This window comes from Nesterenkonia maliinae, from assembly GCF_051262655.1.
Classification (GTDB): domain Bacteria; phylum Actinomycetota; class Actinomycetes; order Actinomycetales; family Micrococcaceae; genus Nesterenkonia.
The window spans coordinates 23,382-46,279 of sequence record NZ_JBIMEY010000011.1 but is presented as its reverse complement, the minus strand read 5'-3'; the positions used below and the strand labels follow the sequence as shown (position 1 = coordinate 46,279).

Annotated in this window: 20 protein-coding genes and 1 pseudogene; 15 read left to right on the top strand and 6 right to left on the bottom strand. The window is 64.9% G+C overall.

The features are described from left to right. Positions 1–14 precede the first annotated feature (14 nt). The 8 genes from ACHAA4_RS14455 to ACHAA4_RS14420 all read left to right on the top strand — a co-directional run bounded on the left by ACHAA4_RS14455 (position 15) and on the right by ACHAA4_RS14420 (position 10,513). Positions 15–995: a carbohydrate ABC transporter permease gene (locus ACHAA4_RS14455; protein ID WP_435774880.1), complete on the top strand. Its 981-nt coding sequence runs from the start codon at positions 15–17 to the stop codon at positions 993–995. Next, positions 992–1,810: a carbohydrate ABC transporter permease gene (locus ACHAA4_RS14450; RefSeq protein ID WP_435774879.1), complete on the top strand. Its 819-nt coding sequence runs from the start codon at positions 992–994 to the stop codon at positions 1,808–1,810. Before ACHAA4_RS14455 ends, ACHAA4_RS14450 begins: the two co-directional genes overlap by 4 nt. 13 nt (positions 1,811–1,823) lie before the next feature. Next, the gene (locus ACHAA4_RS14445) at positions 1,824–3,869 is read left to right on the top strand and encodes a glycoside hydrolase family 127 protein (protein ID WP_435774878.1); all 2,046 of its coding nucleotides are present in this window, start codon (positions 1,824–1,826) and stop codon (positions 3,867–3,869) included. Then, positions 3,859–5,457, top strand: coding sequence for an FGGY-family carbohydrate kinase (locus ACHAA4_RS14440; RefSeq protein ID WP_435774877.1), 1,599 nt, complete (start codon positions 3,859–3,861; stop codon positions 5,455–5,457). The genes ACHAA4_RS14445 and ACHAA4_RS14440 overlap by 11 nt, the downstream gene beginning before the upstream one ends. A gap of 48 nt (positions 5,458–5,505) precedes the next feature. Next, entirely contained in the window at positions 5,506–6,291 is a 786-nt protein-coding gene (locus tag ACHAA4_RS14435) for a ThuA domain-containing protein (RefSeq protein ID WP_435774876.1), read from the top strand. A gap of 41 nt (positions 6,292–6,332) precedes the next feature. After that, positions 6,333–7,421 carry a Gfo/Idh/MocA family protein gene (locus ACHAA4_RS14430; RefSeq protein WP_435774875.1) on the top strand — a complete coding sequence of 363 codons (1,089 nt, stop codon included), beginning with the start codon at positions 6,333–6,335 and terminating at the stop codon, positions 7,419–7,421. A 62-nt stretch (positions 7,422–7,483) separates the two neighbouring features. Beyond that, the gene (locus ACHAA4_RS14425; RefSeq protein ID WP_435774874.1) at positions 7,484–9,949 is read left to right on the top strand and encodes an ATP-dependent DNA ligase; all 2,466 of its coding nucleotides are present in this window, start codon (positions 7,484–7,486) and stop codon (positions 9,947–9,949) included. An 87-nt stretch (positions 9,950–10,036) separates the two neighbouring features. Continuing rightward, the gene (locus ACHAA4_RS14420; protein ID WP_435774873.1) at positions 10,037–10,513 is read left to right on the top strand and encodes a pyridoxamine 5'-phosphate oxidase family protein; all 477 of its coding nucleotides are present in this window, start codon (positions 10,037–10,039) and stop codon (positions 10,511–10,513) included. Positions 10,514–10,562: 49 nt separating this feature from the next. Here the strand turns inward: ACHAA4_RS14420 and ACHAA4_RS14415 are convergent. Beyond that, a pseudogene (locus ACHAA4_RS14415) lies at positions 10,563–12,358 on the bottom strand (DNA/RNA helicase domain-containing protein). Positions 12,359–12,395: 37 nt separating this feature from the next. Further along, a complete protein-coding gene (locus ACHAA4_RS14410; RefSeq protein WP_435774872.1) occupies positions 12,396–12,716 on the bottom strand; it encodes a nucleotide pyrophosphohydrolase in 321 nt (106 codons plus the stop codon). A 219-nt stretch (positions 12,717–12,935) separates the two neighbouring features. On the opposite strand from ACHAA4_RS14410, the gene ACHAA4_RS14405 reads away from it, so the two are divergent. The 4 genes from ACHAA4_RS14405 (at position 12,936) to ACHAA4_RS14390 (ending at position 15,474) form a co-directional block, all read left to right on the top strand. Beyond that, positions 12,936–13,415, top strand: a complete 480-nt coding sequence (locus tag ACHAA4_RS14405; protein ID WP_435774871.1) for a DUF2975 domain-containing protein — start codon at positions 12,936–12,938, stop codon at positions 13,413–13,415. Beyond that, positions 13,415–13,621, top strand: coding sequence for a helix-turn-helix domain-containing protein (locus ACHAA4_RS14400; protein WP_435774870.1), 207 nt, complete (start codon positions 13,415–13,417; stop codon positions 13,619–13,621). The genes ACHAA4_RS14405 and ACHAA4_RS14400 overlap by 1 nt, the downstream gene beginning before the upstream one ends. A gap of 8 nt (positions 13,622–13,629) precedes the next feature. Then, positions 13,630–14,823 carry an NAD(P)/FAD-dependent oxidoreductase gene (locus tag ACHAA4_RS14395; protein ID WP_435774869.1) on the top strand — a complete coding sequence of 398 codons (1,194 nt, stop codon included), beginning with the start codon at positions 13,630–13,632 and terminating at the stop codon, positions 14,821–14,823. Between the two features lie 120 nt (positions 14,824–14,943). Next, the gene (locus ACHAA4_RS14390) at positions 14,944–15,474 is read left to right on the top strand and encodes a DUF805 domain-containing protein (protein ID WP_435774868.1); all 531 of its coding nucleotides are present in this window, start codon (positions 14,944–14,946) and stop codon (positions 15,472–15,474) included. A gap of 24 nt (positions 15,475–15,498) precedes the next feature. Here the strand turns inward: ACHAA4_RS14390 and ACHAA4_RS14385 are convergent, their stop codons facing one another. The 3 genes from ACHAA4_RS14385 to ACHAA4_RS14375 form a co-directional block, all read right to left on the bottom strand. Then, a complete protein-coding gene (locus ACHAA4_RS14385) occupies positions 15,499–16,557 on the bottom strand; it encodes a PPK2 family polyphosphate kinase (protein WP_435774867.1) in 1,059 nt (352 codons plus the stop codon). Positions 16,558–16,610: 53 nt separating this feature from the next. Continuing rightward, entirely contained in the window at positions 16,611–17,501 is an 891-nt protein-coding gene (locus ACHAA4_RS14380; protein ID WP_435774866.1) for a polysaccharide deacetylase family protein, read from the bottom strand. A 67-nt stretch (positions 17,502–17,568) separates the two neighbouring features. After that, entirely contained in the window at positions 17,569–18,591 is a 1,023-nt protein-coding gene (locus ACHAA4_RS14375; RefSeq protein WP_435774865.1) for an asparaginase, read from the bottom strand. Between the two features lie 176 nt (positions 18,592–18,767). On the opposite strand from ACHAA4_RS14375, the gene ACHAA4_RS14370 reads away from it, so the two are divergent. Continuing rightward, a complete protein-coding gene (locus tag ACHAA4_RS14370) occupies positions 18,768–19,829 on the top strand; it encodes an MFS transporter (protein WP_435774864.1) in 1,062 nt (353 codons plus the stop codon). Positions 19,830–19,872: 43 nt separating this feature from the next. Here ACHAA4_RS14370 and ACHAA4_RS14365 read toward each other — a convergent pair whose 3' ends face one another. After that, complete coding sequence (locus ACHAA4_RS14365) at positions 19,873–20,733, bottom strand: alpha/beta fold hydrolase (protein WP_435774863.1); 861 nt, start codon at positions 20,731–20,733, stop codon at positions 19,873–19,875. Positions 20,734–20,820: 87 nt separating this feature from the next. On the opposite strand from ACHAA4_RS14365, the gene ACHAA4_RS14360 reads away from it, so the two are divergent. Next, complete coding sequence (locus tag ACHAA4_RS14360) at positions 20,821–21,312, top strand: CGNR zinc finger domain-containing protein (protein WP_435774862.1); 492 nt, start codon at positions 20,821–20,823, stop codon at positions 21,310–21,312. A gap of 99 nt (positions 21,313–21,411) precedes the next feature. After that, on the top strand, positions 21,412–22,896 hold the full coding sequence (locus ACHAA4_RS14355) for a benzaldehyde dehydrogenase (protein WP_435774861.1): 1,485 nt from the start codon (positions 21,412–21,414) through the stop codon (positions 22,894–22,896). The last annotated feature ends 2 nt before the right edge of the window (positions 22,897–22,898 follow it).

Below are 22,898 nucleotides of genomic sequence, written 5' to 3'. Positions count from 1 at the left end.
TCGGAAGGACCATCATGACGACCCTCGCCGACACCGAGGCGGGTCGCGGCACCACGGGTGGAGCGGGCAGCGATGCACCGCCCGCTCCACCCGAGAAGCTGCGACGGCGCAAGCCCCACGGAGCTCAGTGGGCAGCGGTGGGCTTCGCAGCTCCGCTGCTCGTCTACCTCGCGATGTTCTACGTCTACCCGCTGTGGCGGAACATCGACCTCAGCACCCACGACTACAACATCCGCGCCTTCGTCCAGGGCGACGCCGAGTTCGTCGGCTGGCAGAACTACGTGGAGATCTTCTCCTCGTCGCTCTTCGCGCAGGCCCTGGCGAATACGGTGTTCTTCACGGTCGTCTCCATCGCGTTCCAGTTCTCGCTGGGACTGGCTCTGGCGGTCTTCTTCCGCAACCACTTCCCTCTGTCAGCCCCGCTGCGCGCCTTGTTCCTCATGCCGTGGCTGCTGCCGTTGATCGTCTCGGCGTCCACCTGGTCCTGGATGCTCAACAGCGAGAACGGGATCGTCAACTCCTTCCTCGGTGCCTTCGGGATAGGCCAGATCAACTGGCTGACCTCGCCTGAGACGGCGCTGCTGTCGGTAACTCTTGCGAACATCTGGCTGGGCATTCCCTTCAACCTCGTGATTCTCTACTCGGGACTGCAGAACATCCCAGACGAGGTCTACGAAGCCGCGTCCCTGGATGGTGCGGGTGCGTGGCGACAGTTCTGGAGCATCACCTTCCCGCTGCTTCGTCCGGTCTCGGCAATCACCCTGCTGCTCGGACTGGTCTACACCCTGAAAGTGGTGGATGTGATCTGGGTGATGACGGCCGGTGGACCAGGAAGCTCGACGACCACCCTGGCCATCTGGTCCTACCGCGAGGCATTCGGCACCGGCCAGCCCGATTTCTCACCGGCGGCCGCCGTGGGCAACATCCTCATCCTCGTCGCCCTCCTCTTCGGAGTGCTCCATCTTCAACTGCAACGACGACAGGAGGCGCGATGACCGCCCGCCGCGCCTGGTGGAAGACCGTCTTGGGACTGGTCTTCACCGGCATCATGCTCTTCCCGGTCTACTGGATGTTCAATGTCTCCCTGACTCAGACAAGCGACCTCCGTTCCTCGCCCCCGCATTGGTTCCCCTGGGCGCCGACGTTCGAGGGCTATGCGACCGCACTCGACCAACAGCTCCCCGCCCTAGGCACAAGCCTGCTCATCGGTGTGAGCACGGTGGTGCTCACGGTGCTCATCGCAGCGCCGGCCGGCTACGCGATCGCCCTGCTCAACCTCCGCGGTGGGCGCGTGCTCAGCTTCGGACTCATCGTCGCGCAGATGATCCCGGCCGTGGTGATGGCGATGGGCTTCTACGCCATCTACGTGAGGCTCGGTCTGCTCAACACTGTCGGGGGCCTCATCCTGGCGAACTCGACGATCGCGGTTCCCTTCGGGGTGTTGCTCTACACGGCGTTCATGGCTGGCATGCCCAAAGAGCTGCTACAAGCCGCGCGCGTGGACGGCGCTGGTGCATGGCGCACCTTTATCTCAGTCGTCCTGCCGGTGAGCAGGAACTCCACGATCACAGTCGCGCTGTTCGCCTTCCTCTGGGCGTGGTCCGACTTCATCTTCGCGTCCACGTTGAACCGCAGCGGTGACATGATCCCGATCACCTTGAGCATCTACCAATACATCGGCAACAACACGACGCAGTGGAACGCCATCATGGCAACGGCCGTAGTGGCCTCGATCCCCGCCACCGTCCTCCTCGTGCTCGCGCAACGCTACGTTGCTGCAGGCGTGACAGCCGGTTCGGTCAAAGACTAGCGAAGGAACACCTGTGACCACCTCCCCGCACCACTCCCCTGGGCCCGTGCCAGCACCTGGGCCCGTGACAGCGCAGGCGCCAGCGAGTCGCCGCAACGTCACACCAGTCAACCCCGCCCGCGGAACACGCCGTGGTCTCGGAGTAGACCAGGTCTCCCTCGCGGCGGGCTTCTGGAAGACGCGCCAGGACGCAAACTCCACCGGGACGCTGCAACACTGCATCGATTGGATGGAACGTCTCGGCTGGCTCGCCAACTTCGACCGTGTCGCGGCAGGCACCATGGACGAGAACCGGCCTGGCTGGCAGTTTTCAGACTCCGAGGTGTACAAGCTTATGGAGGCCCTGGCCTGGGAGTATGGGCGAACACACGACGCCCAGGTTGATGCGAACTTCGAGTCCCTGGTGGACCGCGTCGCCGCCGCGGAGGACGACGACGGCTACCTCAACACCTGTTTCGGCCACCCCGGGCGGCCCGGACGCTACAGCGACCTCTCTATGGGGCACGAGCTCTACTGTGCAGGGCACTTATTGCAGGCTGCCGTGGCCAGGCTGCGCACCAAGGGGGAAGATCGCTTCGTGGCGCTGGGGCGACGCGTGGCCGATCATGTGCTCCGCGAGTTCGGGCCAGAAGGCCACGCCGGCGTCTGTGGACACCCCGAGATCGAAGTCGCCCTGGCGGAGTTCGCTCGAGCGACGGGAGACACCAGATACCGGGATCAGGCCCAGCTCTTCGTGGAGCGTCGAGGTCACGGCGCCCTCACCCCCATCCCGTTGCTCAGCCCGGAGTACTTCCAGGACGAGATTCCTGTCCGCGACACCGAAACCTGGCACGGACACGCAGTACGTGCGCTCTATCTCGCAGCCGGTGCCGTGGACATCGCGGTGGACGCGGACGATACAGAGCTGCTCAGCGCACTCCAGGGGCAGTGGCACCGGACCGTGGCCCGCCGCACCTATCTGACCGGCGGGATGGGTTCCCGGCACCAGGACGAAGGGTTCGGTGAGGACTGGGAGCTGCCGCCGGACCGCGCCTACTGTGAGACCTGCGCGGGGGTCGCCTCCTTGATGGTGTCCTGGCGCCTCTACCTCGCCACCGGCGCGGTCGAGTACGTCGATCTCATGGAACGTACGCTCTTCAACGTGATCGCCACGTCACCGAGTCCCGATGGCACCGCCTTCTTCTACGCCAATCCGCTGCAGCAGCGTTCAGAGAGCTCTGACGTGCTCCCGGACGCGGTCAACTCACGGGCAGAGGGTGGTGTTCGAGCGCCCTGGTTCGACGTGTCCTGCTGTCCCACCAACCTCGCCCGGACTCTGGCGTCCTGGCAGTCATACTCTGCCGCCGTCGACGAGGGGGATGTCGCCGTGGTGTTGCAGTACGCCGCGGGTGAGTACCGGTTCGAGCTGAGCTCCGGTCTTCTCCGGCTGAAGGTGGACACCACGTACCCCAATGCCTCGGAGATCCATCTGACTGTGCAAGATGCCCCTGACGGCGGAACCCCCTTGAGGCTCCGCGTTCCGTCCTGGGCGATCGATGCCCAGGTCATCATCAACGGAGGACCAGCAACGTCGATTCAACCGGGGTGGTTTGACCTCCAACACCCCGTGGCCCAGGGAGACGAGATCCGTCTGGTGCTGCCGGTGGAACCTCGATTGACCTGGCCCGACCCACGGATCGATGCGATGCGCGGAACGGTTGCCGTCGAACGCGGCCCGCTCGTGCTCTGCGTCGAGTCACAAGACGTCCCCGCTGGGATCACGCTGGATGAGATCACACTGGACCCATCAGCGCCACTGCGGGCCGATGGCGACGGCGCACGTGGCCGGGCCAAGGTGCTCCACCTCCCAGCGCAGGCCCCGGGGACTCCCCCGTTCGGACGCGCCCCCAGCGGGGAGCCGACATCCCAGGAATTCGACCTGGTCCTGGTGCCGTACCACCGGTGGGCCGAACGCGGTCCGTCCATGATGCGCGTGTTCGTGCCCGTGGCGGATAAAGCCAGTCACGCAGGAGAGCACCCCCGCAAAGCCGAGAGGGGAGCACGGGCCGATGGGCAGTGAACAGATCCATCAAGAACGCAACACCCTGGGCATCGAGTTCGGCTCCACCCGGATCAAGGCCTGCCTCGTGGGCGAAGCGGGCCAGACCTTGGCCACGGGCTCCAGCCCTTGGGAGAGTGAACTGCGCGACGGGGTCTGGACCTACTCCCTGGGCGCTGTGCGCCAGGGACTTGTCTCGACATACGCCGACCTGGCCGCCTCGGTCCAGGAGCTCCACGGCGTCGAGCTGCGTGCTGTCGGCGCGATCGGCGTCTCCGCCATGATGCACGGATACCTGGCCCTGGACTCGGCCGGAGAGCTGCTGACCCCCTTCCGGACCTGGCGCAACACCACGACGACGCAGGCCGCCGGCCTGCTGACCGAGGAGTTCGGGCAGAACATTCCGCTGCGCTGGTCGGTGGCGCATTATTACCAGGCGATCCTCGACGCGGAGTCGCACGTGCCCAGGGTCCATACCCTGACCACCCTGGCCGGATACGTCCATCACCTGCTCACCGGCACCCACATTCTCGGGATCGGGGACGCCTCGGGCATGTTTCCGATCGATCCGGTCACCGGGGACTACGACGCCGAGCTGCTCCAGCGGTTCAGCCAGATGACCGCCGGAGATGAGACCGGTCGCACCCTACCGAAGCTGTTGCCCCCGGTAGCCTCAGCCGGGGCGCAGGCCGGCTTCCTCACCCCCGAGGGTGCCCAGCTGCTGGATCCCACCGGGACCCTGGAGCCGGGGATCATGTTCTGTCCGCCCGAGGGCGATGCCGGCACGGGGATGGTTGCGACCAACGCAGTGCGCGCTCGGACCGGGAACGTCAGCGTGGGCACCAGCACCTTTGCGATGCTCGTGCTCGAGGACTCGCTGCGCAGCACTCGCAGTGAGATCGACATCGTCGCGACTCCTGACGCCAAGCTGGTAGCGATGGTCCACTGCAACAACGGCGCCAGTGAACTGGGCGCTTGGGCGGGACTCTTCGGAGAGTTCCTCGCGACCCTTGGCCACCAGGCCGATCCCGACGAGGTCTTCCAGGCGATGCTCGGTGGAGCCCTGGAGGCCGACGCCAGCCAGAACGGGCTGCTGGCATATAACCTGCTGGCCGCGGAGCCGCTCATCGGCGTGGACCGGGGCCGGCCGATGATCCTGCGCACCCCGGAGACCCCGTTGACCTTGGCGGGATTCGCCCGGGCCCAGCTGCTGAGCGTGTTCGCCGCACTCAGCGTCGGGATGAGGGTGTTGACCGAGGAAGGTGTCTCGGTGGACCGATTCTTCGCCCACGGCGGGCTGCTGCGCACCGGAGGCGTAGCCCAACACGCGCTGGCCGCCGCTCTGGGGACCCCGGTCGCGGTCACCAAGGACGCCACTGAAGGAGGCGCCTGGGGAATTGCAACCCTGGCGGCCTACTCCCGCGCCGTGGCCACCGGAACCGCAACGGACCGGAGTCTCCCCGACTGGCTCGATGAGGACGTCTTCGCCGGGTCCGCCCCGGAGACCGTCGCACCCACAGAAGCCGCGATCTCTGACTACGCGACGTTCTTGGACCAGTGGGTCACCGGCCTGGCGGTAGAGCGCGCAGCCGGTGAAGCCCTGGCATGAACCAGGTGAAAGCTCCCCCGTCCAGTTCCACCGATGAAGGATTCCTCCATGACACAGAATCATGACTCACGGCCCCTCAACGTTCTTGTCTGGGGCGAGAACCGCCACGAGCAGCAGGAACGACACGTTGCGGACCTCTACCCCGAGGGAATGCACACCACGATCCGTGAGGCGATCGAGGAGCACCTAGGCGGCTCAGTCTCTGCGGAGACCGTGACGCTGGATGACCCGCAGCACGGCCTGACAGAGGAAGTCCTCGCCCAAACCGATGTTCTGGTGTGGTGGGGGCATGCGGCCCATGAGGAGGTGCGGGACGAAGTCGTTGATCGCGTTCACCGGCATGTCCTCGCGGGCATGGGACTCGTCGTCCTGCATTCAGGTCATTGGTCAAAGATCTTCGTCAAGCTCATGGGCACGAGCTGCACTCTGCGGTGGCGAGCGGAACAGGACCGTGAGGTCGTGTGGACGGTGAACCCTGCCCACCCCATCGCGCAGGGCGTGCCGCACCCGTTCATCATTCCCGAGCAGGAGATGTACGGAGAGTACTTCGACATCCCTGTCCCAGATGAGCTGGTGTTCATCAGCACCTTCAGCGGCGGCGAGGCCTTCCGAAGCGGATGCACCTTCCGGAGAGGGTTTGGAAAGATCTTCTTCTTCAGTCCCGGGGACCAGGACTATCCGGTCTACCACCACAAGGACGTCCGTCGCGTGGTCGCGAACGGCGTCGCCTGGGCCCGGACTCTGCGACCTGAGCGGACAGAGCCGCAGCTGCTGCGGTACGAGACCAATGACTTCTACAACGGCCACGACTATCAGGGGGCGATGGAGAATTGAGCCTCAGTCCAGAGCGTAGGGACCACCAGCCCCTGCGGATCGTGCAGGTCGGCGCAGGGGGCATGGGAAGGCAGTGGGTATCTGCCATCGACCAATCTCCAGACACCCAGTTGGTGGGTCTCGTCGACCTCGCCGTCGACGTCGCGCAGGGAGCACTCGATGCCGCTGGTCTGACGGGCGTCCACGTTGGCCGCAGTGTGGAAGAGGTGCTGCAGACCACCGCTGCCGACGCCGTCGTCAACGTGACCATCCCTGAGGCGCATCATCCGGTCAACGTGGATGCGCTCTTCCGGGGCCTCCCGGTGCTCTGTGAAAAGCCGATCGCACCGACACTCAGCCAAGCGCTCTCCCTGGCGGCTGCTGCGGAAGCCAGCGGAACGCTCCTGATGACCAGCCAGTCACGTCGCTACTTCAACAATCTGTCCGCGCTCAGGACAGGGATTCCGGCGCTCGGCGACGTGGGGATGATCTCCACCGAGTTCTTTAAAGCACCCCATTTCGGCGGCTTCCGGGAGGAGATGCGGCATGTGCTGCTGGTCGACATGGCCATCCACGCCTTCGACGTCGCGCGGTTCCTGCTCGACGACGACCCGGTGTCCGTGTACTGCGAGGAGTTCAACCCAAAGTGGAGCTGGTACGCCCACGGAGCCGCCGCCAACGCCCTGTTCGAGTTCGAGGGAGGAGCCCGCTACTCCTACTCGGGCAGCTGGTGCAGCGACGGTCACGAAACCTCATGGAACGGTCACTGGCGCATCAACTGCGAAGCCGGGACAGCTCTCTGGGACGGTGAGAACGCCCCCTCATTCGAGCTCCGTGATGACGCGATGGATCCTCCCCTGACCGGCGCTGCGGGTGCCCGAATGCCGGAGGAGATTCATGGTTCGCTCGCAGAATTCGTCGGGGCTCTTCGCAGCGGTCGGGTGCCCTCGGGCGAGGTGCACAGCAATATTCTCACCCTGGCGATGGTGGAGGCCGCGGTCCGCTCCGCCGAGACCGGACGACGGGTCGCGATCGACGAGATGCTGGAAGAGGCATACGCCGTGGCTCTGAAAGATGAAACGCTCCCCCCTGTCCTGGAAGCGCTAGAGGCCTGGCCTCATCCCAGGACTGTCCTGAGTCAGGGCGGGTAGCCGTTCGGACATCCATCACCACCACCCAGCCAACGCCCAGCCTCCCCCACCAGTGTTGACCCATGGCTAGCAAGCGGCAGCAGACTGTCACGGTCGCCGGTCACAAGCTGCGGCTCTCCAACCTGGACAAGGTCCTCTTCCCCGCCTCCGGCACCACCAAGGCCGAGGTCATCGAGTACTGGCAGACCGTGGCCCCGGCGATGCTCCCGCACACCAAGAACCGGCCCGCCACCCGCAAGCGCTGGCCCGATGGCGTCGGCCCCGAAGCCAAGCCCAATGAGCCGTTCTTCCGCAAGAACCTCGAAGACTCCGCCCCGGCCTGGATGCCGCGCCAGGAGCTGGAGCATTCCGATCACAGCAACACCTACCCGCTGGCGAATGAACCCGCCGTGCTGGCCTGGTTCGGTCAGGTCGGCGCCCTGGAGGTCCACGTTCCGCAGTGGCGGTTCAGCGCCGATGGTGAGCCACAGAACCCGGACCGGCTCGTCCTGGATCTGGACCCCGGTCCCGGCGCGGAGCTTGCCGAATGCGCGCAGGTGGCTCGCTGGTGCCGCGAGATCCTCGATGAGATGAACCTTCCCTCGGTTCCGGTCACCTCCGGGTCCAAGGGCATCCACCTCTACGCTGCACTCAACGGCAGCTACACCTCCGAGCAGGTCTCCCAGGTGGCCCATGAGCTGGCTAAGGCGCTGGAGGCTGATCACCCGGACGAGGTTGTCAGCGATATGAAGAAGTCGCTGCGCCAGGGCAAGGTGCTCATCGACTGGTCGCAGAACAACCGGAACAAGACCACCATCGCCCCCTACTCGCTGCGCGGTCGCCCCGGATCCTCCGAGGGCCCATATGTCGCCGCACCGCGCACCTGGGAGGAACTCGAGGATCCAGAGCTCACCCAGCTGGACATGCACCAGGTCATCGAGCGCATCGCCGAGGGCACAGACCCGTTGGCTGACTTCGCCCCCGACGACGACGCCGCGGACGCCATGCCGGACACGCAGGACGCGCTGTCCACCTACCGGTCGATGCGCGACGCCGCGAAGACCCCCGAGCCGGTTCCCTCCGACTCCCCTGCCTCCCGGACCGATGATCCGATCTTCGTGGTCCAGGAGCACCACGCCACTGCGCTGCACTATGACACCCGGCTGGAGCGTGACGGGGTGCTGGTCTCTTGGGCGGTGCCCAAGGGGCCCCCGTTGGAAACTGGCCAGCAGCGACTGGCGGTGATGACCGAGGACCACCCGATCGAGTACGCCGAGTTCGAGGGCACCATCCCGAAGAACGAATACGGCGGCGGCGAAGTCACCATCTGGGACACCGGCACCGTGGAGATCGAGAAGTGGGAACAGGCCAAGGGTTCGGGCAAGGTGGTCTGCGTCCTGCACGGGGCACCGGACGGAGGCCTCGGCGGGGTGCCGCGACGCTACGCGCTGGTGCAGACCGACGAGGCCGGCAAGAACTGGCTGATCAGGATGACCAAGGACCAGCCAAAGGCCCAGAGGTCATCGAAGACCGCATCCGCGCCTGCAAAGAAGTCCCCGACGAGCTTCGACAAGAGCGGCGCATCATCCAAGAAAATTGAGTTCCCTGACCCGCTGCCCTCCCCCATGCTCGCCTCCCCCGGCAAGCCCACCGATATCCGCGGCAAAGGGTGGGTGCTGGAGGGTAAATGGGACGGCTACCGGGCGATCGCCGCCGTCCACGCCGATGGCCGCGTGGAGATCCGCAGCCGCAACGGCAAGGACTTCACTCCCACCTTCCCAGAACTCGCGGAGATCGCAGACCTGGTCCCGCCGGGCACAGTGGTGGACGGCGAGATCGTCGCCTTGAACTCCGGCAGCCGCCCAGACTTCGGTCTGCTCCAAGGACGAGGCAAACTGACCAAGACCCGGGAGATCGAGCAGACCGCAAAGAAGATCCCGGTGCACCTCATGCTCTTCGACGTGCTGCACACCGCAGAGCACGGCGACCTCACCGGCGAGCCCTATGCGCGGCGCCGGGAACTCCTGGAACAGCTCGCCGAGAGCGGCAAGCACGTCCAGGTCCCAGGTGACCTGGGTGACTCCCTGGAGGAGGCCATGGAGGTCAGCTTGGAGCTCAAGATCGAGGGACTCGTAGCGAAGCGCGCCGACAGTCCCTACCGCGCCGGGCGGCGCTCCGAGGACTGGGTGAAGCTCAAGCACGAAAGCCACGCGGATGTGGTGATCATCGGCTGGCGCCAGGGCAAGGGTGGGCGCGCCAAGACCTTCGGCTCGCTGCTGCTGGGCATGACCGACGACGACGGCGAGCTTCACTACGCCGGACGGGTCGGCACCGGCTTCAGCGATGTGGAACTGACCGATCTCCGGACCCAGCTGGAAAAACTGGTCCGCAAGACCGCCCCCGTGGATGACGTCCCAGCGGAGGACTCCTCGGACGCGATCTGGGTGACTCCGAAGCTGTCTGCGGAGGTCCGCCATTCCGGGGTGACCAGGGACAACCGGCTGCGTCACCCCACCTGGCGGGGCGTGCGGGTAAAGAATGGACCCTGAAATCGGCTCAGCGCGGACGCGCTGTACTCGGCACATCTGATCCGTAGACTGCGAACAAGACGCTCATACCCAACACAGGAGAACAATATGACTGACATGACTGCGAACGAACTCGTCAAGAAGCTGAACAGCATCGGCACCTGCATGTTCACCACCGTGGACCAGAATCACCGGATCGTCTCCCGCCCGATGGGTGTCACCGAGATCGACGACCAGCACAAGTTCTGGTTCTTCACCCCGCTGAACTCGGACAAGATCGAGGACATCATCGGTGAGGGCGAGGTCAACCTCAGCTTCGTCGACAGCCACACCTGGGTCTCCATCGCAGGCAGCGCTCAGGTGATCGCTGATCTCGAGCGCAAGAAGGAGCTGTGGGACCTGGGCCCGAAGGCCTACTTCGAGGGTGGCCCCGAGGATCCCAACGCCGTGCTGATCGAGGTGACCCCGGAGACTGCCCAGTACTGGGAGGGACCGGGCAAGGCAGCCGCACTCGTGAAGATGGCGAAGGCTTCGCTCTCCTCGGAGACCCCGAACATGGGTGATCAGGGGCGCGTCGAGCTGTAAGCAGCCACGCATCAAGAAGGGGCGGGGAACTTCGGTTTTTCGCCCCTCCTCATTCCAGGGCTGCTTGTCGCGGCTGAGTTTCCCAGTCAGGCGCCACAGGCGCCGATGAACCGATCGACTTTCGAGGGGCTTCCCCAAGATCTGGCCTCGAGCGTTCTTGCCCAACCTTGGTGAAGTACGGGGCAAGGTACCGACGAAGGTCGGGATCGCAGACATATACGTAAGTCCCCTTGATTCCTCGAGTGAGCAAGACTCCGTAGATGTTGGTGACGTACTCGAGGAGGTCCTCGTCGTCGAACTCAAGGCCAAGGCGGGGATTGTTCTCTTTCCCCTTCTTGTCGAAGTAGTTGGCCCGATCGAAGACGATCCGTTGTTGATCGGTATCGAATCTCAGGTCCGGACCGATGATCACTCCCGCATAGTTCAGGTCGTATCCCTGAACCGTGTGGATCGACCCCACCTCCTCTAGCGACGTCTTTGAATTGATCCAGTCCTTCGTGGTCCGATTCCACTGGAGTCCGTAGCCATCGAGCACGATGTCGGGAACGCTCCTGTCGGTTTTGCTTCTCCACTCCCAGGCATAGCCGGCGACCAGACGAGCAAGTCCGTGCTCGGCTTCCGTTCACGAATCCGATCGTGCATCGATTCGAAGTTGGTGAACATGTCGATCTCATAGTCAGCGAACGCGTGACGGGCCGGTCCCTCAGAGCGCAGTATGGCGCGAACGTAGTCGATATAACCGCGCCCAGCCTGAACTCGCATCTGCGAGTGCAACTCGTGGTGTCTGTCGGCGGTTTTGGAAGTTTCTAGCAGAGACTCCCAGGTAGAGCGCGGGATATCTGCTGGCCTCACACTCTGTGCTCCGTCCAGGAACAGTATCTGATGATCACTTTTCTGCTTGATCCAGTCCAGCTGCGTGAACCGCTTCTCGTCGTGGCCGAAGAGCTTTCGGTTGATCTCGGTGAACCGCGAGTTCTGGCTTGCTGATGGCTGGTTGGCGCGTTGGTTCAACCGGTGTGCTTCGTCCACGACCAGGACATCAAAGTGCTGCTCAGACTCCCCTACCGCAAAAGGATCGAGCACCATGGACCGTTCGAGGTACGGCGTGCGCTTGAAGACCTCGGCGACCGATGCCCGCAGTGACTGTTGCGGAACGACGAAGCCGATCGAGAGTGGATTGAGACGGTCTCGGTTGTCCGCCGTGAAGAACTCCGAGAAGCGCGCATCGGTGTCGTCAAGTGAAGTGTCTAACTCCGCGTCTTCTGCGGTCGCGATGTCTGCAAGAAGCTTCATCAGGTAGACGGCGACAACGGTCTTGCCGGTGCCCGGGTCGCCCTGGACGAGGATGGGAACGTCGTTACCGTTGTCAGGCGCACGATGCAACAAGTCGCGGAGAATGTCTTCAACAGCCAGCGCCTGCTCGGGCGTGAGTGCCTTGAACGGAGATAGCTTGAAGAGGTCGTTATTCTCGATATCAGGGAGCGGACGCGTAAAGATCCCCCGGTCGTGAAGGGCTCCGAAGATCTCCTCAAACGTCTTTCGGTACTCGTCCCTGTCGAAGTAGTCGCTATCGACGATGCCCTTGTTCCGGTTGAGCACGGCGTAGCGGCCATCGCCGCCCAGGCGCTCGATCAAGTACGCCTCTAAATCCAACGCAGCGGACTTGTTGAACGTGCGGTCGAGGATGATCTGGACCTGCCGAAGTTCGTCCTTCGTTCCTGACGCGAGGTGCTGGCGGATTCGGGAGGCGACGTTTCGAGACTCGCCGACGTAAATGGACTTGTCATTGCGCAGCGTATAGACCGCCGGCCAATTGGCATAACGCTCATCGGCCCGTGACCGCATTGAGACAGCGTCTTTGTCGAAGATGAATCCTTCGATGTCAAAGCTGGTCATACTTGGCGCTCGTGCCTTTCGCCTTGTTCACCGGATACTTCGCTTCGGTCACCTGCAGCTTCTCAAGGATCAGTTCCTCCGGGTCCCAACCCATTCGATCAGCCAAGAGATACGAATACGTGAGCACATCGGCGAGCTCAGCGCGGATCCTCGCCGGATCCGCCTCTTCGTTCCATTGCACGCACTCGAGCAATTCTCCGGACTCAATGGAGATGCTCTTGATGAGATTCTCAGGACTATGGAACTGACCCCATTCGCGCTGGGTCGTGAAGTCTCGTAGCACGGCTTGAGTGTTTTTCGAGGACATACGCACACGTTACCCGCCTGACCTCGTACCAGATCGAATGGGGTCGTTGAATGCTTATTGCCTCGGCAGAAAGCCTGGGAGATTCGCGGTAAAAGTCGGACGAAGCATCGGAGGCCACTCCGCGTCCGCGGACGACCACCTATGATGCGGGAGATGAGAAGCGCTAGTCACTAGGTTGAACCAATTGACTATCGATAGGTAATTGCCGATACTCAGTCTATGACAGGTCAACGTTGGGTTGTTGCCACCCTCAAGGCATCACTGGTCCTGCTCTTCGGACTCCTGCTTCTTTTCCAGACGATGTCTCTCCCAGGGCAGTTCGCCCACATGGCGCAGGAATCCCCTGACATGGCGTTCCTTCGCTGGCCCGCAACGATCGTCACGATCTTCTGGGTGCTGTGTGTCCAGGTGGTCATCGTCTGTATCTGGCAGCTGCTCACGCTGGTCCAGAAGGACCGCATCTTCAGCTCCACCTCGATGCGCTGGGTCAACCTCGTCCTGGGTGCGATCGGCGCCGCATGGCTCGTCCTGGTCGGAGTCTTTCTCTACATCGGGATCAATGCCACCGACCCAGGCATGCCACTGGTGCTCGCGCTGATGGTGGCGGTGGGTGCCGTCGTCGGCCTGGTGGTCGTGGTGATGCGGGCGCTTCTGAAGCAGGCGACCACGCTGCGCACCGACATGGAAGCCGTGATCTGATGCCGATCATCGTGCGGATCGATGTGGAACTCGCCAAGCGGAAGATGAGCGTCGGGGAGTTCGCCGAGCGGGTCGGGATCACCCCGGCGAATGTGGCGGTGTTGAAGAACGGACGCGCCAAGGCGATCCGGTTCAGCACGCTGGAGGCCATGTGCGAGGTCCTGCAGTGTCAGCCCGGCGACCTCATCGAGTGGGTGAAGGAATGAGCGGCCGGGTGTTGCAGACGGATGTGCTCGTCGTCGGAGCGGGGCTCGCGGGGCTGCGTGTCGCGACCTTGCTGGCGGAGCGCGGGCACTCGGTGGTGGTCATCGACCGGCGCCGGGACCTGACCACCTCCATCAGGACCACCGGCATTTTCGTACGGCGCACCCTGGACGACTACGACCTGCCCGAGCACCTCCTGGGTCCAGCCATCCGCCGGGTGGTGCTGTACCCGCCGAGCCTGAGGGAGCCGGTGGAGCTGGTCAGCGAGCGCGATGAGTACCGCGTAGGTGAGATGGGTCCGCTCTACGCCGCGAATGCACATGCCGCTGTGAAGGCAGGTGCGGAGCTGTGTCTGGGCACCAGATACTTGGGCGGCTCCAATGGCCGATATGAAGTGACCGGACCCGACGGGCCGATGACGGTGCACGCTCGATTTGTTGTGGGAGCGGACGGAGCCCGATCGAGGGTCGCCCGGGATCTGGGACTGGACCGCAACACGCACCTCCTGGTCGGAGCGGAGGACGTCTTCACCGTCTCCGAGGCGGTGGACTCCCCCGCCTTCCACTGCGTGCTGGATCCTCGACTGGCGCCCGGATACATCGGATGGGTGATCAACGATGGGATCCACGCCCACGTGGGAACCGCCGGGTACTCCCGGCGCTTCACCGGCGGAGTGCGCAGCACCCTGGACGAGTTCGCGACGCGCGCTCCAGGATTGACCGAGGCGGACCGCTCGCCCGCCGAAGTGCAGCGCCGCGGCGGCCCCATCCCGGTGGGCGGGCTGCTGCGGCGGATCAGCTCACCCGATGGGCTGCTCGTCGGTGACGCGGCCGGCGCGGTGTCACCGCTGACCGCCGGCGGACTGGACCCCTGCCTGCGACTCTCCGACTACGCGGCCGCCGCGCTGGATGAGGCACTGCAGACTGGCCGGCGAGAGGCACTGCAGGACTACGACGGCGGCGCGCTGCGCCGGAAGTTCACCGGACGGCTGATGATGCGCCACGCCCTGGCCCAGGTGAAGCATCCGCTGTTGGCCAGCGCCGGGTTCGGAGTCCTGCGGACGCCCTTGGGCAGGGCCGCAGCGCGGAAGGTGTTGTTCGGGGATCGGTCGTTTCCAGACCCACCAAACCCGATACATCTTGGGAAGGGAAGTGAACCTGGAACCGGATACACATCGACGGAGACGATGTCGCGTCGATCATGATGGCTAATCCTGACGTCGGCGGAGGCTCTGCTGAATCTTCGAGTCTCTTCCCAGATCAGCGCCTCACGGCCTAGGGTCGAACATATACGAGCACGAGCGTCGACACCGGAGTGAATCACCGTGAGCAGCTACAGCACCGATCCGTCGCAGACCACTACCTCTGCTCCCCCGTTGAACGAGCCGCTCTACGGAGCCACACTCGGCCAGGCCGTGCGGCGCTTCTTCGGCAAGTACACGCACTTCAAGGGGTACGCCTCGCGCAGCGAGTACTGGTGGGTGCAACTCTTCATGACCGTAGTCGGCGGGCTGATATCAATCCCGCACATGCGCACCTACGATCCCGCGCTGGGATACTTCGACCTGACTCAGGGCACCGGCAACGTCGAGGGACTGGTTCTGGCGAGCTCGCTCGCGGCCTTCGTCTGGGGCGTCGCAACGGTTCTTCCGATGCTCGCGGTGAGCTGGCGCAGGCTGCATGACGCAGGACTCCCAGGACCCGTCTACTTCTTGGCCCTGATCCCCCTCATCGGCCCCATTATTGTTCTGATCTTGATGATCTTGCCGACGCGGTTCGATAAACGGCACCCGAAGTGGGAGTACCCAACGGAATCAGCGCCCAAGGCGCAGACCGCGGGAAGCTCCCTCCCCTAGTCGCTCCGCTTCGTCAGCGAGGCATCACGACTTCAGCAGCCGCTTCCGTTCCTTCTCCACGTCGTAGTCGGCCGCGGGCCAGCGCAGCTTCAGATCCGAGAACGCCGCGATGAGCAGCTCCTGGACTGCGAGGCGGGAGTACCATTTCCGGTCGGCGCCGATCACATGCCAGGGCGCGTGGTCGGCGTCGGTAGCTTCCAGAAGGTTTGCGTAGATCTCCTGGTAGGTGGAGAACTCGGCACGAGCGTCAGCGTCGGAGGGATCGTACTTCCAGTGCTTCTCCTCGCGGTCCAGCCGGGAGACCAGCCGGTCCAGCTGCTCCTCCTGGGACACGTGGAGCATGACCTTGATGATGACGAAGCCCAGCCGCACCAGTTCGCGCTCGAAGAGCACGATCGCTTCGGTGCGGCGCTCCAGCTCCTCGGCGCTCTCGGTGCCGGTAATCGTGGGCACCAGGACGTCTTCGTAGTGGGAGCGGTCGAAGACCCCCACATGCCCGGGCCGCGGGAGCTTCCGGATGACCCGCTCCAGGTAGTGCTCACGGCTCTCCTCGACGGTGGGCTTGCCAAACCCGGCCACCTCCACACCCATCGGGTCCATGGAGGTCACCACCTGCTTGACCACTCCGCCCTTGCCGGCGGCGTCCATGCCTTGGAGCACCAGCAGCACCCGCGGTCCGCGGGCCAGGCTGCCCAGCGCGGTCTCCACCTCGGGTGAGAACAGCTCCTCTCGGCGGGTCTTCTCCTGCGGAGAGCGCCGGGGCACCCGGGCGGCGATGGCCTTGGCCACCTCACGCTGGTCGACCTCGGAGGCGGAGACCACGTGGGCCCACATCAGCTCCTGCAGGTCGGCGAGCATCTCGGAGCGTTCGGCGAGCGCGTCCTCGCCGTCGTCCTTCTTGCCCTTGAACCCGACTTTCTCACGGGTGGGTGCATCCTCGAGGCTGAACGGGGACGGGTACTGGTTCACCCGCCAGAGCGATCGCGGGTCGCCGTTGAACGGGGTCTTCTTCGCACCCTTGGGGCCGCGGACACCGGCCAGCGTGACATCGAGTCGGTCGGGGGTCTGATCATTCTTGGACACGGTGTCTCCTTGTGGCAGGTGCAGCGGGGGCAGTCGGTCTGAGGGCCAGTATGTCAGTCGCCCTTGCGCGGTGAGCGGCGAATGAAGTCATCGGCGATGTCGTTGAACTGCGCCCACTTCACACCTTCGTGAGAATTGATGTGTTCGATCAGCCGCTCCAGCATCAGCAGCACCTGCGGGCGTCCGGAGACGTCGGGGTGGATGGTGATGGTGAAGACCGCGTAGTCGCTCTCCCGGTAGACCCAGTCGAACTGGTCGCGCCAGATCTCTTCGAGCTGGCGCGGGTTCACGAAGCCGTGGCTATTGGGGCTGGACTTGATGAACATCATCGGCGGCAGGTCATCGAGGTACCAGGACGCCGGGATCTCGACCAGGTCGGTCTCCTCGCCGCGGATCAGCGGTTTCATCCAGGAACTGGCGGGCTTGTCGTAGTCGATCTTCGACTGCTCCCAGCTGTCCCCGACGCGCACATAGTAGGGCTCGAAGTCCCGGTGCATCAGCGAGTGGTCGTACTTGATGCCCTGCTCCAGCAGCAGCTCGTTGGTGACCGTGGAGAACTCCCACCAGGGCGCCACGTAGCCGGTGGGGCGGCGGCCGGCGCGCTTCTCGATCAGGTCGATGCAGTAGGTCAGGATCTCGGTCTCTTGCTCGCGGGTCATCGCGATCGGGTTCTCGTGGCTGTAGCCGTGGACCCCGATCTCATGCCCGGCGGCGACCACCTGGTCGAACTGCTCGGGGAAGGTCTCGATGGAGTGACCGGGCCAGAACCAGGTCGAGGGCAGGTCGTACTTGGCCAGCAGCTTGTTCAGCCGGGGCACCCCGACCTCGCCGGCGAACATGCCGCGGGAGATGTCACCCGGGGAGTCCTCGCCGCCGTAGGAGCCGAGCCAGCCGCCGACCGCGTCGACGTCGATTCCCAGTGCTACGTAGATCTCTTTGGCCATGGTCTGTACCTCTTCCGTGTGGTGCGGTTCGGGGTTCGTTTCGGTGATGCGGTTCGCTTCTGTTGTCCTACGTCCGCGGGCTCAGACGTGCCTGCAGCTGGTCTCTGGCCTGGCTGGGTGCATGGGTGCTCAGCAGCAGCGCCATCAGGATCCTGGCCTGGGTTGCTGGCAGATCACCGAGCGGAACGGCTCCGGCGGCGACGGCGTCCACCGCTCCCCCGCCTCCGTAGATCACCGCGACCGGTCCTGCCCCGGTGCGGGTGCCCAGACCGACCAGGACTCCTTGGGCGGAGGCCTGCGCGATGGCATCGGTGAGCGGGACGCCAGGGTTGCCGGCTCCTGCGCCCAGGACGACGACGCCGGTGGCGCCGGCCTCGAGTGCGGCGTGCATCAGCGCGGCGTCGGCCCCGGGATAGCCCAGGACCATGTCCACCCGCTGTTCCTCGAACTCGGCGTTGGGCAGCGGGAGTGGGACAGGGGTCAGCGCCTTGGTGAAGTAGCGCGGGCCCGATTCGAGGACGACGCCCAGGGAGCCTGCGCTGCGGTGGCCGAAGGGCTGCGGCGCCAGGGTGTGGCGCTTGCGCAGACCCAGCGCGCTGTGGATCTCTCCACCGAAGACCAGCAAGACGCCCTGGTCTCGGGAAGCCGGGGCGGCGGCGGTGCGGATGGCGTCGTACAGGTTGCGCGGCCCGTCGCTGTCGGAGTGATCGGGGCTGCGCTGGGCTCCGGTGAGCACCACCGGACGCGGATCGTCGTGGGTGAAGCCCAGCAGCGCGAGGGTCTCCTCCATCGTGTCAGTGCCATTGGTGACGACGACGCCGTCCACGTCCTCTCGGCTCAGGATCCGCGCAATCGCGTGCGTGATCCGGGAGAGGTCCGCGAAGCTGAAGTTGAAGGAGTTCTGCACCGCGATGTCCTCGGACTCCAGCTCAATGCCGGTTGGAGAGCCATCAAAGCTGAAATCGTCTAGTCCGTGGTCGCGCAGGGCGCTGATCAGGTCCGCAGCGGTGTCCTTAGCACGTGACCCGCCTTCCCCGCTCGTCCGGGAAGAGATGGTTCCTCCGGTGGCCAGCACGACGATGCGGGTCATATCAGGCTCGATTCATGTGGTGGGCACTGTCTGCTCTGAGTCCATCACAGACCAGCTACCAGGACAACGACGTTCTGCGGCGGCACCGGGAGGGTTACGCTCAAGGTGACGCCTCGTGCGGATCTCTCCCCGATATGGGCCTGGCTCTGCGCGGGGAAACTGAAGGAGAACCGCACATGTCATCCTCCGACACCCCCATCCGGGTGATGCTGGTCGCGGACCCCGGAGTCGCCGCTCGTCGCGTGAAGAAGATCCAAGAGGCGTTCACCGCCGAGGCCCGCGAAGTCCTGGCTGACGACGTCACCGTGGAGATCGAGACGCGCAGCGTGCGGATCAGTCCTGACGGGGACCTGGACATCAGGGCGCTGGGTCAGCTCGACGCCGAACACCTCGACGCGGACGCCGTGCTGATGCTGACCGAGGTGCCCCGCCATGATGGAGGACGGCCCCTGGTCGCAGAGATCTTCTGCGAGAACCGGACGGCGATCATCTCCTATCCCACCTTGGGCGTGCGCTCCACCAAGCGGCGGATTCGTGAGATCTTCATGGACTGCCTGCTGCAGCTGCTGCCGGAATCCCATGGACCGCTGCGGCAGAAGTACGCCCAGCGCTGGACGCGCTGGCGGCCCACCGAGACCGAGGGTCGGCACCGGCTGTTCTCCCGCGCCGGAACCGGTGACCTGCGCACGATCCTCGGCATGACGGTCACCAACGAGCCGCTGCGGACCGCGCCGAAGCTCTCCGGGGTGCTGGCCGCAGCCTCCGCCACCGGTGCGTTCGGAATCTTCTACTACTCGATCTGGCAGATGGCCGACGCGCTGAGCACCGTGCGGCTGCTCTCCATCGGAATCGCGGTCATCCTGAGCATGGTGGTGTGGCTGATCTTCACCAACCGGCTGTGGGACAAACCGACCAATAAGCACGCCGCCCGCATCGTCATGCTCTACAACGGCTCCACCGTCCTGACGCTGCTGGTCGCGGTGACCGTGCTCTACCTCGCCCTGGTCGTGGGCATCTTCGTCGGAGCGCTGGTCGTGATCGAACCAGGGTTTCTCGCAGACCTGATCGGCACGGACATCGACCTGTTCAACTACCTCGACATCGCATGGCTCAGCGCTGCGATGGGGGTGGTGGCCGGCGCCATCGGTTCCACCTTCGACTCCAGCACGGACATCCGCCGCATCACCCACGGCCAGCGCGAGTTCCAGCGCCGGTATACCGAGGAAGAGCTGGAGTAGGCGACGGCGGGAGCCTCCCCGGCACCAGCTCCGAGCACAGGCCCTAGAAGCTGGCGCGCCAATCCCGGATGAGCCGGACGACGTCGTCGAGGTGGGACTCAAGGAGGAAGTGACCACCGTCGATCAGCTCCACACGCGCCTGTGGAGCATCCTGGAGGAACGCGGTGGCACCCTCCGGGCCGAAGATCTCATCGTTTCTGCCCCAGACAGCGAGCACCGGGACCTTCGAGCTGCGCAGCCAGTCATGCACAGCGGGGTAGAGATCGCGGTTGGACTGGTAATCGGCGAACAGCGCCAGCTGCGCCCGGTCGATCCCAGGACGCTGCAGCAGCGCGATGTCATGCTCCCAGGCGTCGGGGTCCACGGTGGTGGGGTCCGGTACCCCGTGTGTGTACTGCCACTCGACGGCCTCCCGCTCCAGTGCCGGACGCAGGGCCTTCTCATTCTCGGCGGAGGGGTCCTCGTGATACGCCCAGATAGGCGCCCAGAAGTCCGGGACGAAACCTTCCTCGTAGGCGTTGCCGTTCTGGGAGATGACACCTTCGACGGCGTCCGGGTCCGCCAGTGCCAACCGCCAGGCGATGGGAGCGCCGTAGTCCTGGACGTAGACGGTGTACCTCTCCACGCCGATGGCCTGGAGGAAGGAGGCGGTGACGTCGGTGAGCGCCGCGAAGGTGTAGTCGAAGTCCTCCACCGGAGGCGCGGAGGACCTGCCGAAACCGATGTGGTCTGGAGCAATCACCCGGTAGGTGTCCGCCAGTGCTGGAATCAGATGCCGGAACATGTGCGAGCTCGTGGGATAGCCGTGGAGAAGGAGAATCACCGGAGCTTCCTCCGGTCCCGCCTCTCGATAGAAGACGTCATGTCCCTGGACCGAGATCGTGCGGTGATGGACAGCAACCATGCGCCTAACCCCCTCGATTGGTTTTACTGGTTAGCAGGACGATAGCATCAGATTCCACGATCTGACAGTGATGGGAAGGCGGACCCGGTGACCGAGGATGAAGACCTGCTGATGGAGCTGCTCAACAGCACTCCTGTCGTCGAGGGTGAATCGACGGACATTCTGCTCACCCCACACGGAGGCGGCTTCGCCACCCGGTTCGGCGGGAGCGGGTCGGCCTCCGAGCGCACTCAGCTCACCCAGATGCGGCAGCACCTGCAGGAGACGATCCGAGGCCGCCAGGACGCGGCGCTCCAGCTGGGGACGCTCCTGAGCGACGTGGCCCTGGTTCCCGAGGTCACGCCGCACGGCATCCAGTGGCACCTCGACGCTCCGTCTGACCTGAAGATCGCTGCCCGTGCCGCCATTGCCTGGTCCCGAATCATCCAAGAGGCCCCCGGGCGACTGCGCCCCTGCGCCAACGAGGCCTGCAATCTCTTCCTGCTCGATCGCAGCCGTCCGGGAACCGCGAAATGGTGTTCCATGGCGACCTGCGGCAACCGGATGAAAGCTCGGGCCCATGCGCGGCGTCGGGGCTGACATATTCAGACGTGGCACTTGAATAGATCTGTGTCACAGATCACTATGGAGATAGTCAAGACTGACGTGCAGTCTTCCCCTCCTGAGAGGCCACCCTTCATGTCCACCACCTCCACCCTGAACAACACCAGCCTCCTCGACGACACCCGCTGGGACAGCAACATCTTCACCGGCCAGTGGCAGACCGGCGGCGGCGAGCCCATCGCGATCACCGAACCCGCCACCGGAGACAGCCTCGGCACCGCCGGTTGCGCCTCGGTCGACGACGTCCACCGCTCCGCCACCGCCGCGGCCGCCGCGCAGAAGCAGTGGGCCGCGATGAAGCCCTCCGAGCGTGCCGCGGTGCTGCGCCGCGCCGGCACCCTCTTCGAGGAGCACGCCGAGGAGATCGAGACCTGGATCGTCCGCGAGACCGGCGGCGTCCCGACCAAGGCAGCGCTGGAAACCCATGTCGCCGCCGCCGAGTGCTTCGAGGCCGCCGCACTCTCCACCGCCCCCGCCGGTGAGGTGCTGACCACCGATCAGGCGCGCTGGTCCTTCTCGCGGCGCCGCCCGGCCGGCGTCGTCTCGGTGATCTCTCCGTTCAACTTCCCGCTGATCCTCTCGATTCGCTCCGTGGCCCCGGCACTCGCCCTGGGCAACACTGTGCTGCTGAAGCCGGATCCGCGCACCACCGTCTCCGGCGGCGTGACCATCACCCGGATCTTCGAAGAGGCAGGCCTGCCCGCGGGCATGCTTCACCTGCTGCCCGGCGGCGGCGAGGTCGGCAAGGCGCTCACCGAGGCCCCGGAGGTGCGCATCATCTCCTTCACCGGCTCCACCGCGGCCGGACGCCTGGTCGGTGAGACCGCCGGCAGGCTGCTCAAGCGCGCCCACCTGGAGCTCGGCGGCAACAACGCCCTGGTGGTCCTGCCTGGCGCGGATCTCGACAAGGCCGCCTCGGCCGGCGCCTTCGGCTCCTTCCTGCACCAAGGTCAGGTCTGCATGACCACCGGCCGCCACCTGGTGCACGAGTCGCTGAAGGAGGAATACATCGCGAAGCTCAGCCAGAAGGCGAAGAACCTGCCGGTGGGCAACCCGGCGGAGGACGGCATCGCCATCGGACCGATCATCGACGCCAAGCAGCGCGACCGGATCCATTCGATCGTGGAAGACTCGTCCGCCAAGGGCGGCACCGTGGAGGCCGGCGGCGAGTTCACCGACCTCTTCTACTCCCCCACCGTGATCTCCGGAATCACCACTGAGAACCCGGCCTGGACCGAGGAGATCTTCGGACCCGTGGCCCCGGTGATCTCCTTCTCCACCATCGAAGAAGCCGTGCAGATCATCAACAGCAGCGAATACGGACTCTCCGTGGGCGTGCTCGGAGACGTCGGGCTGGCCATGCAGATCGCGGACCAGGTCGACTCCGGCAAGGTCCACATCAACGAGCAGACCGTGGGCGACGAGGCGAACGCGCCCTTCGGCGGGGTCGGCGACTCCGGCACCGGCTCACGGGTCGGCGGGCCGACGGCGAACCTCGAGTCCTTCACCGAGACTCAGTGGCTCACCGTGCGGTCGGAGATCGCGCCCTACCCGTTCTGAGA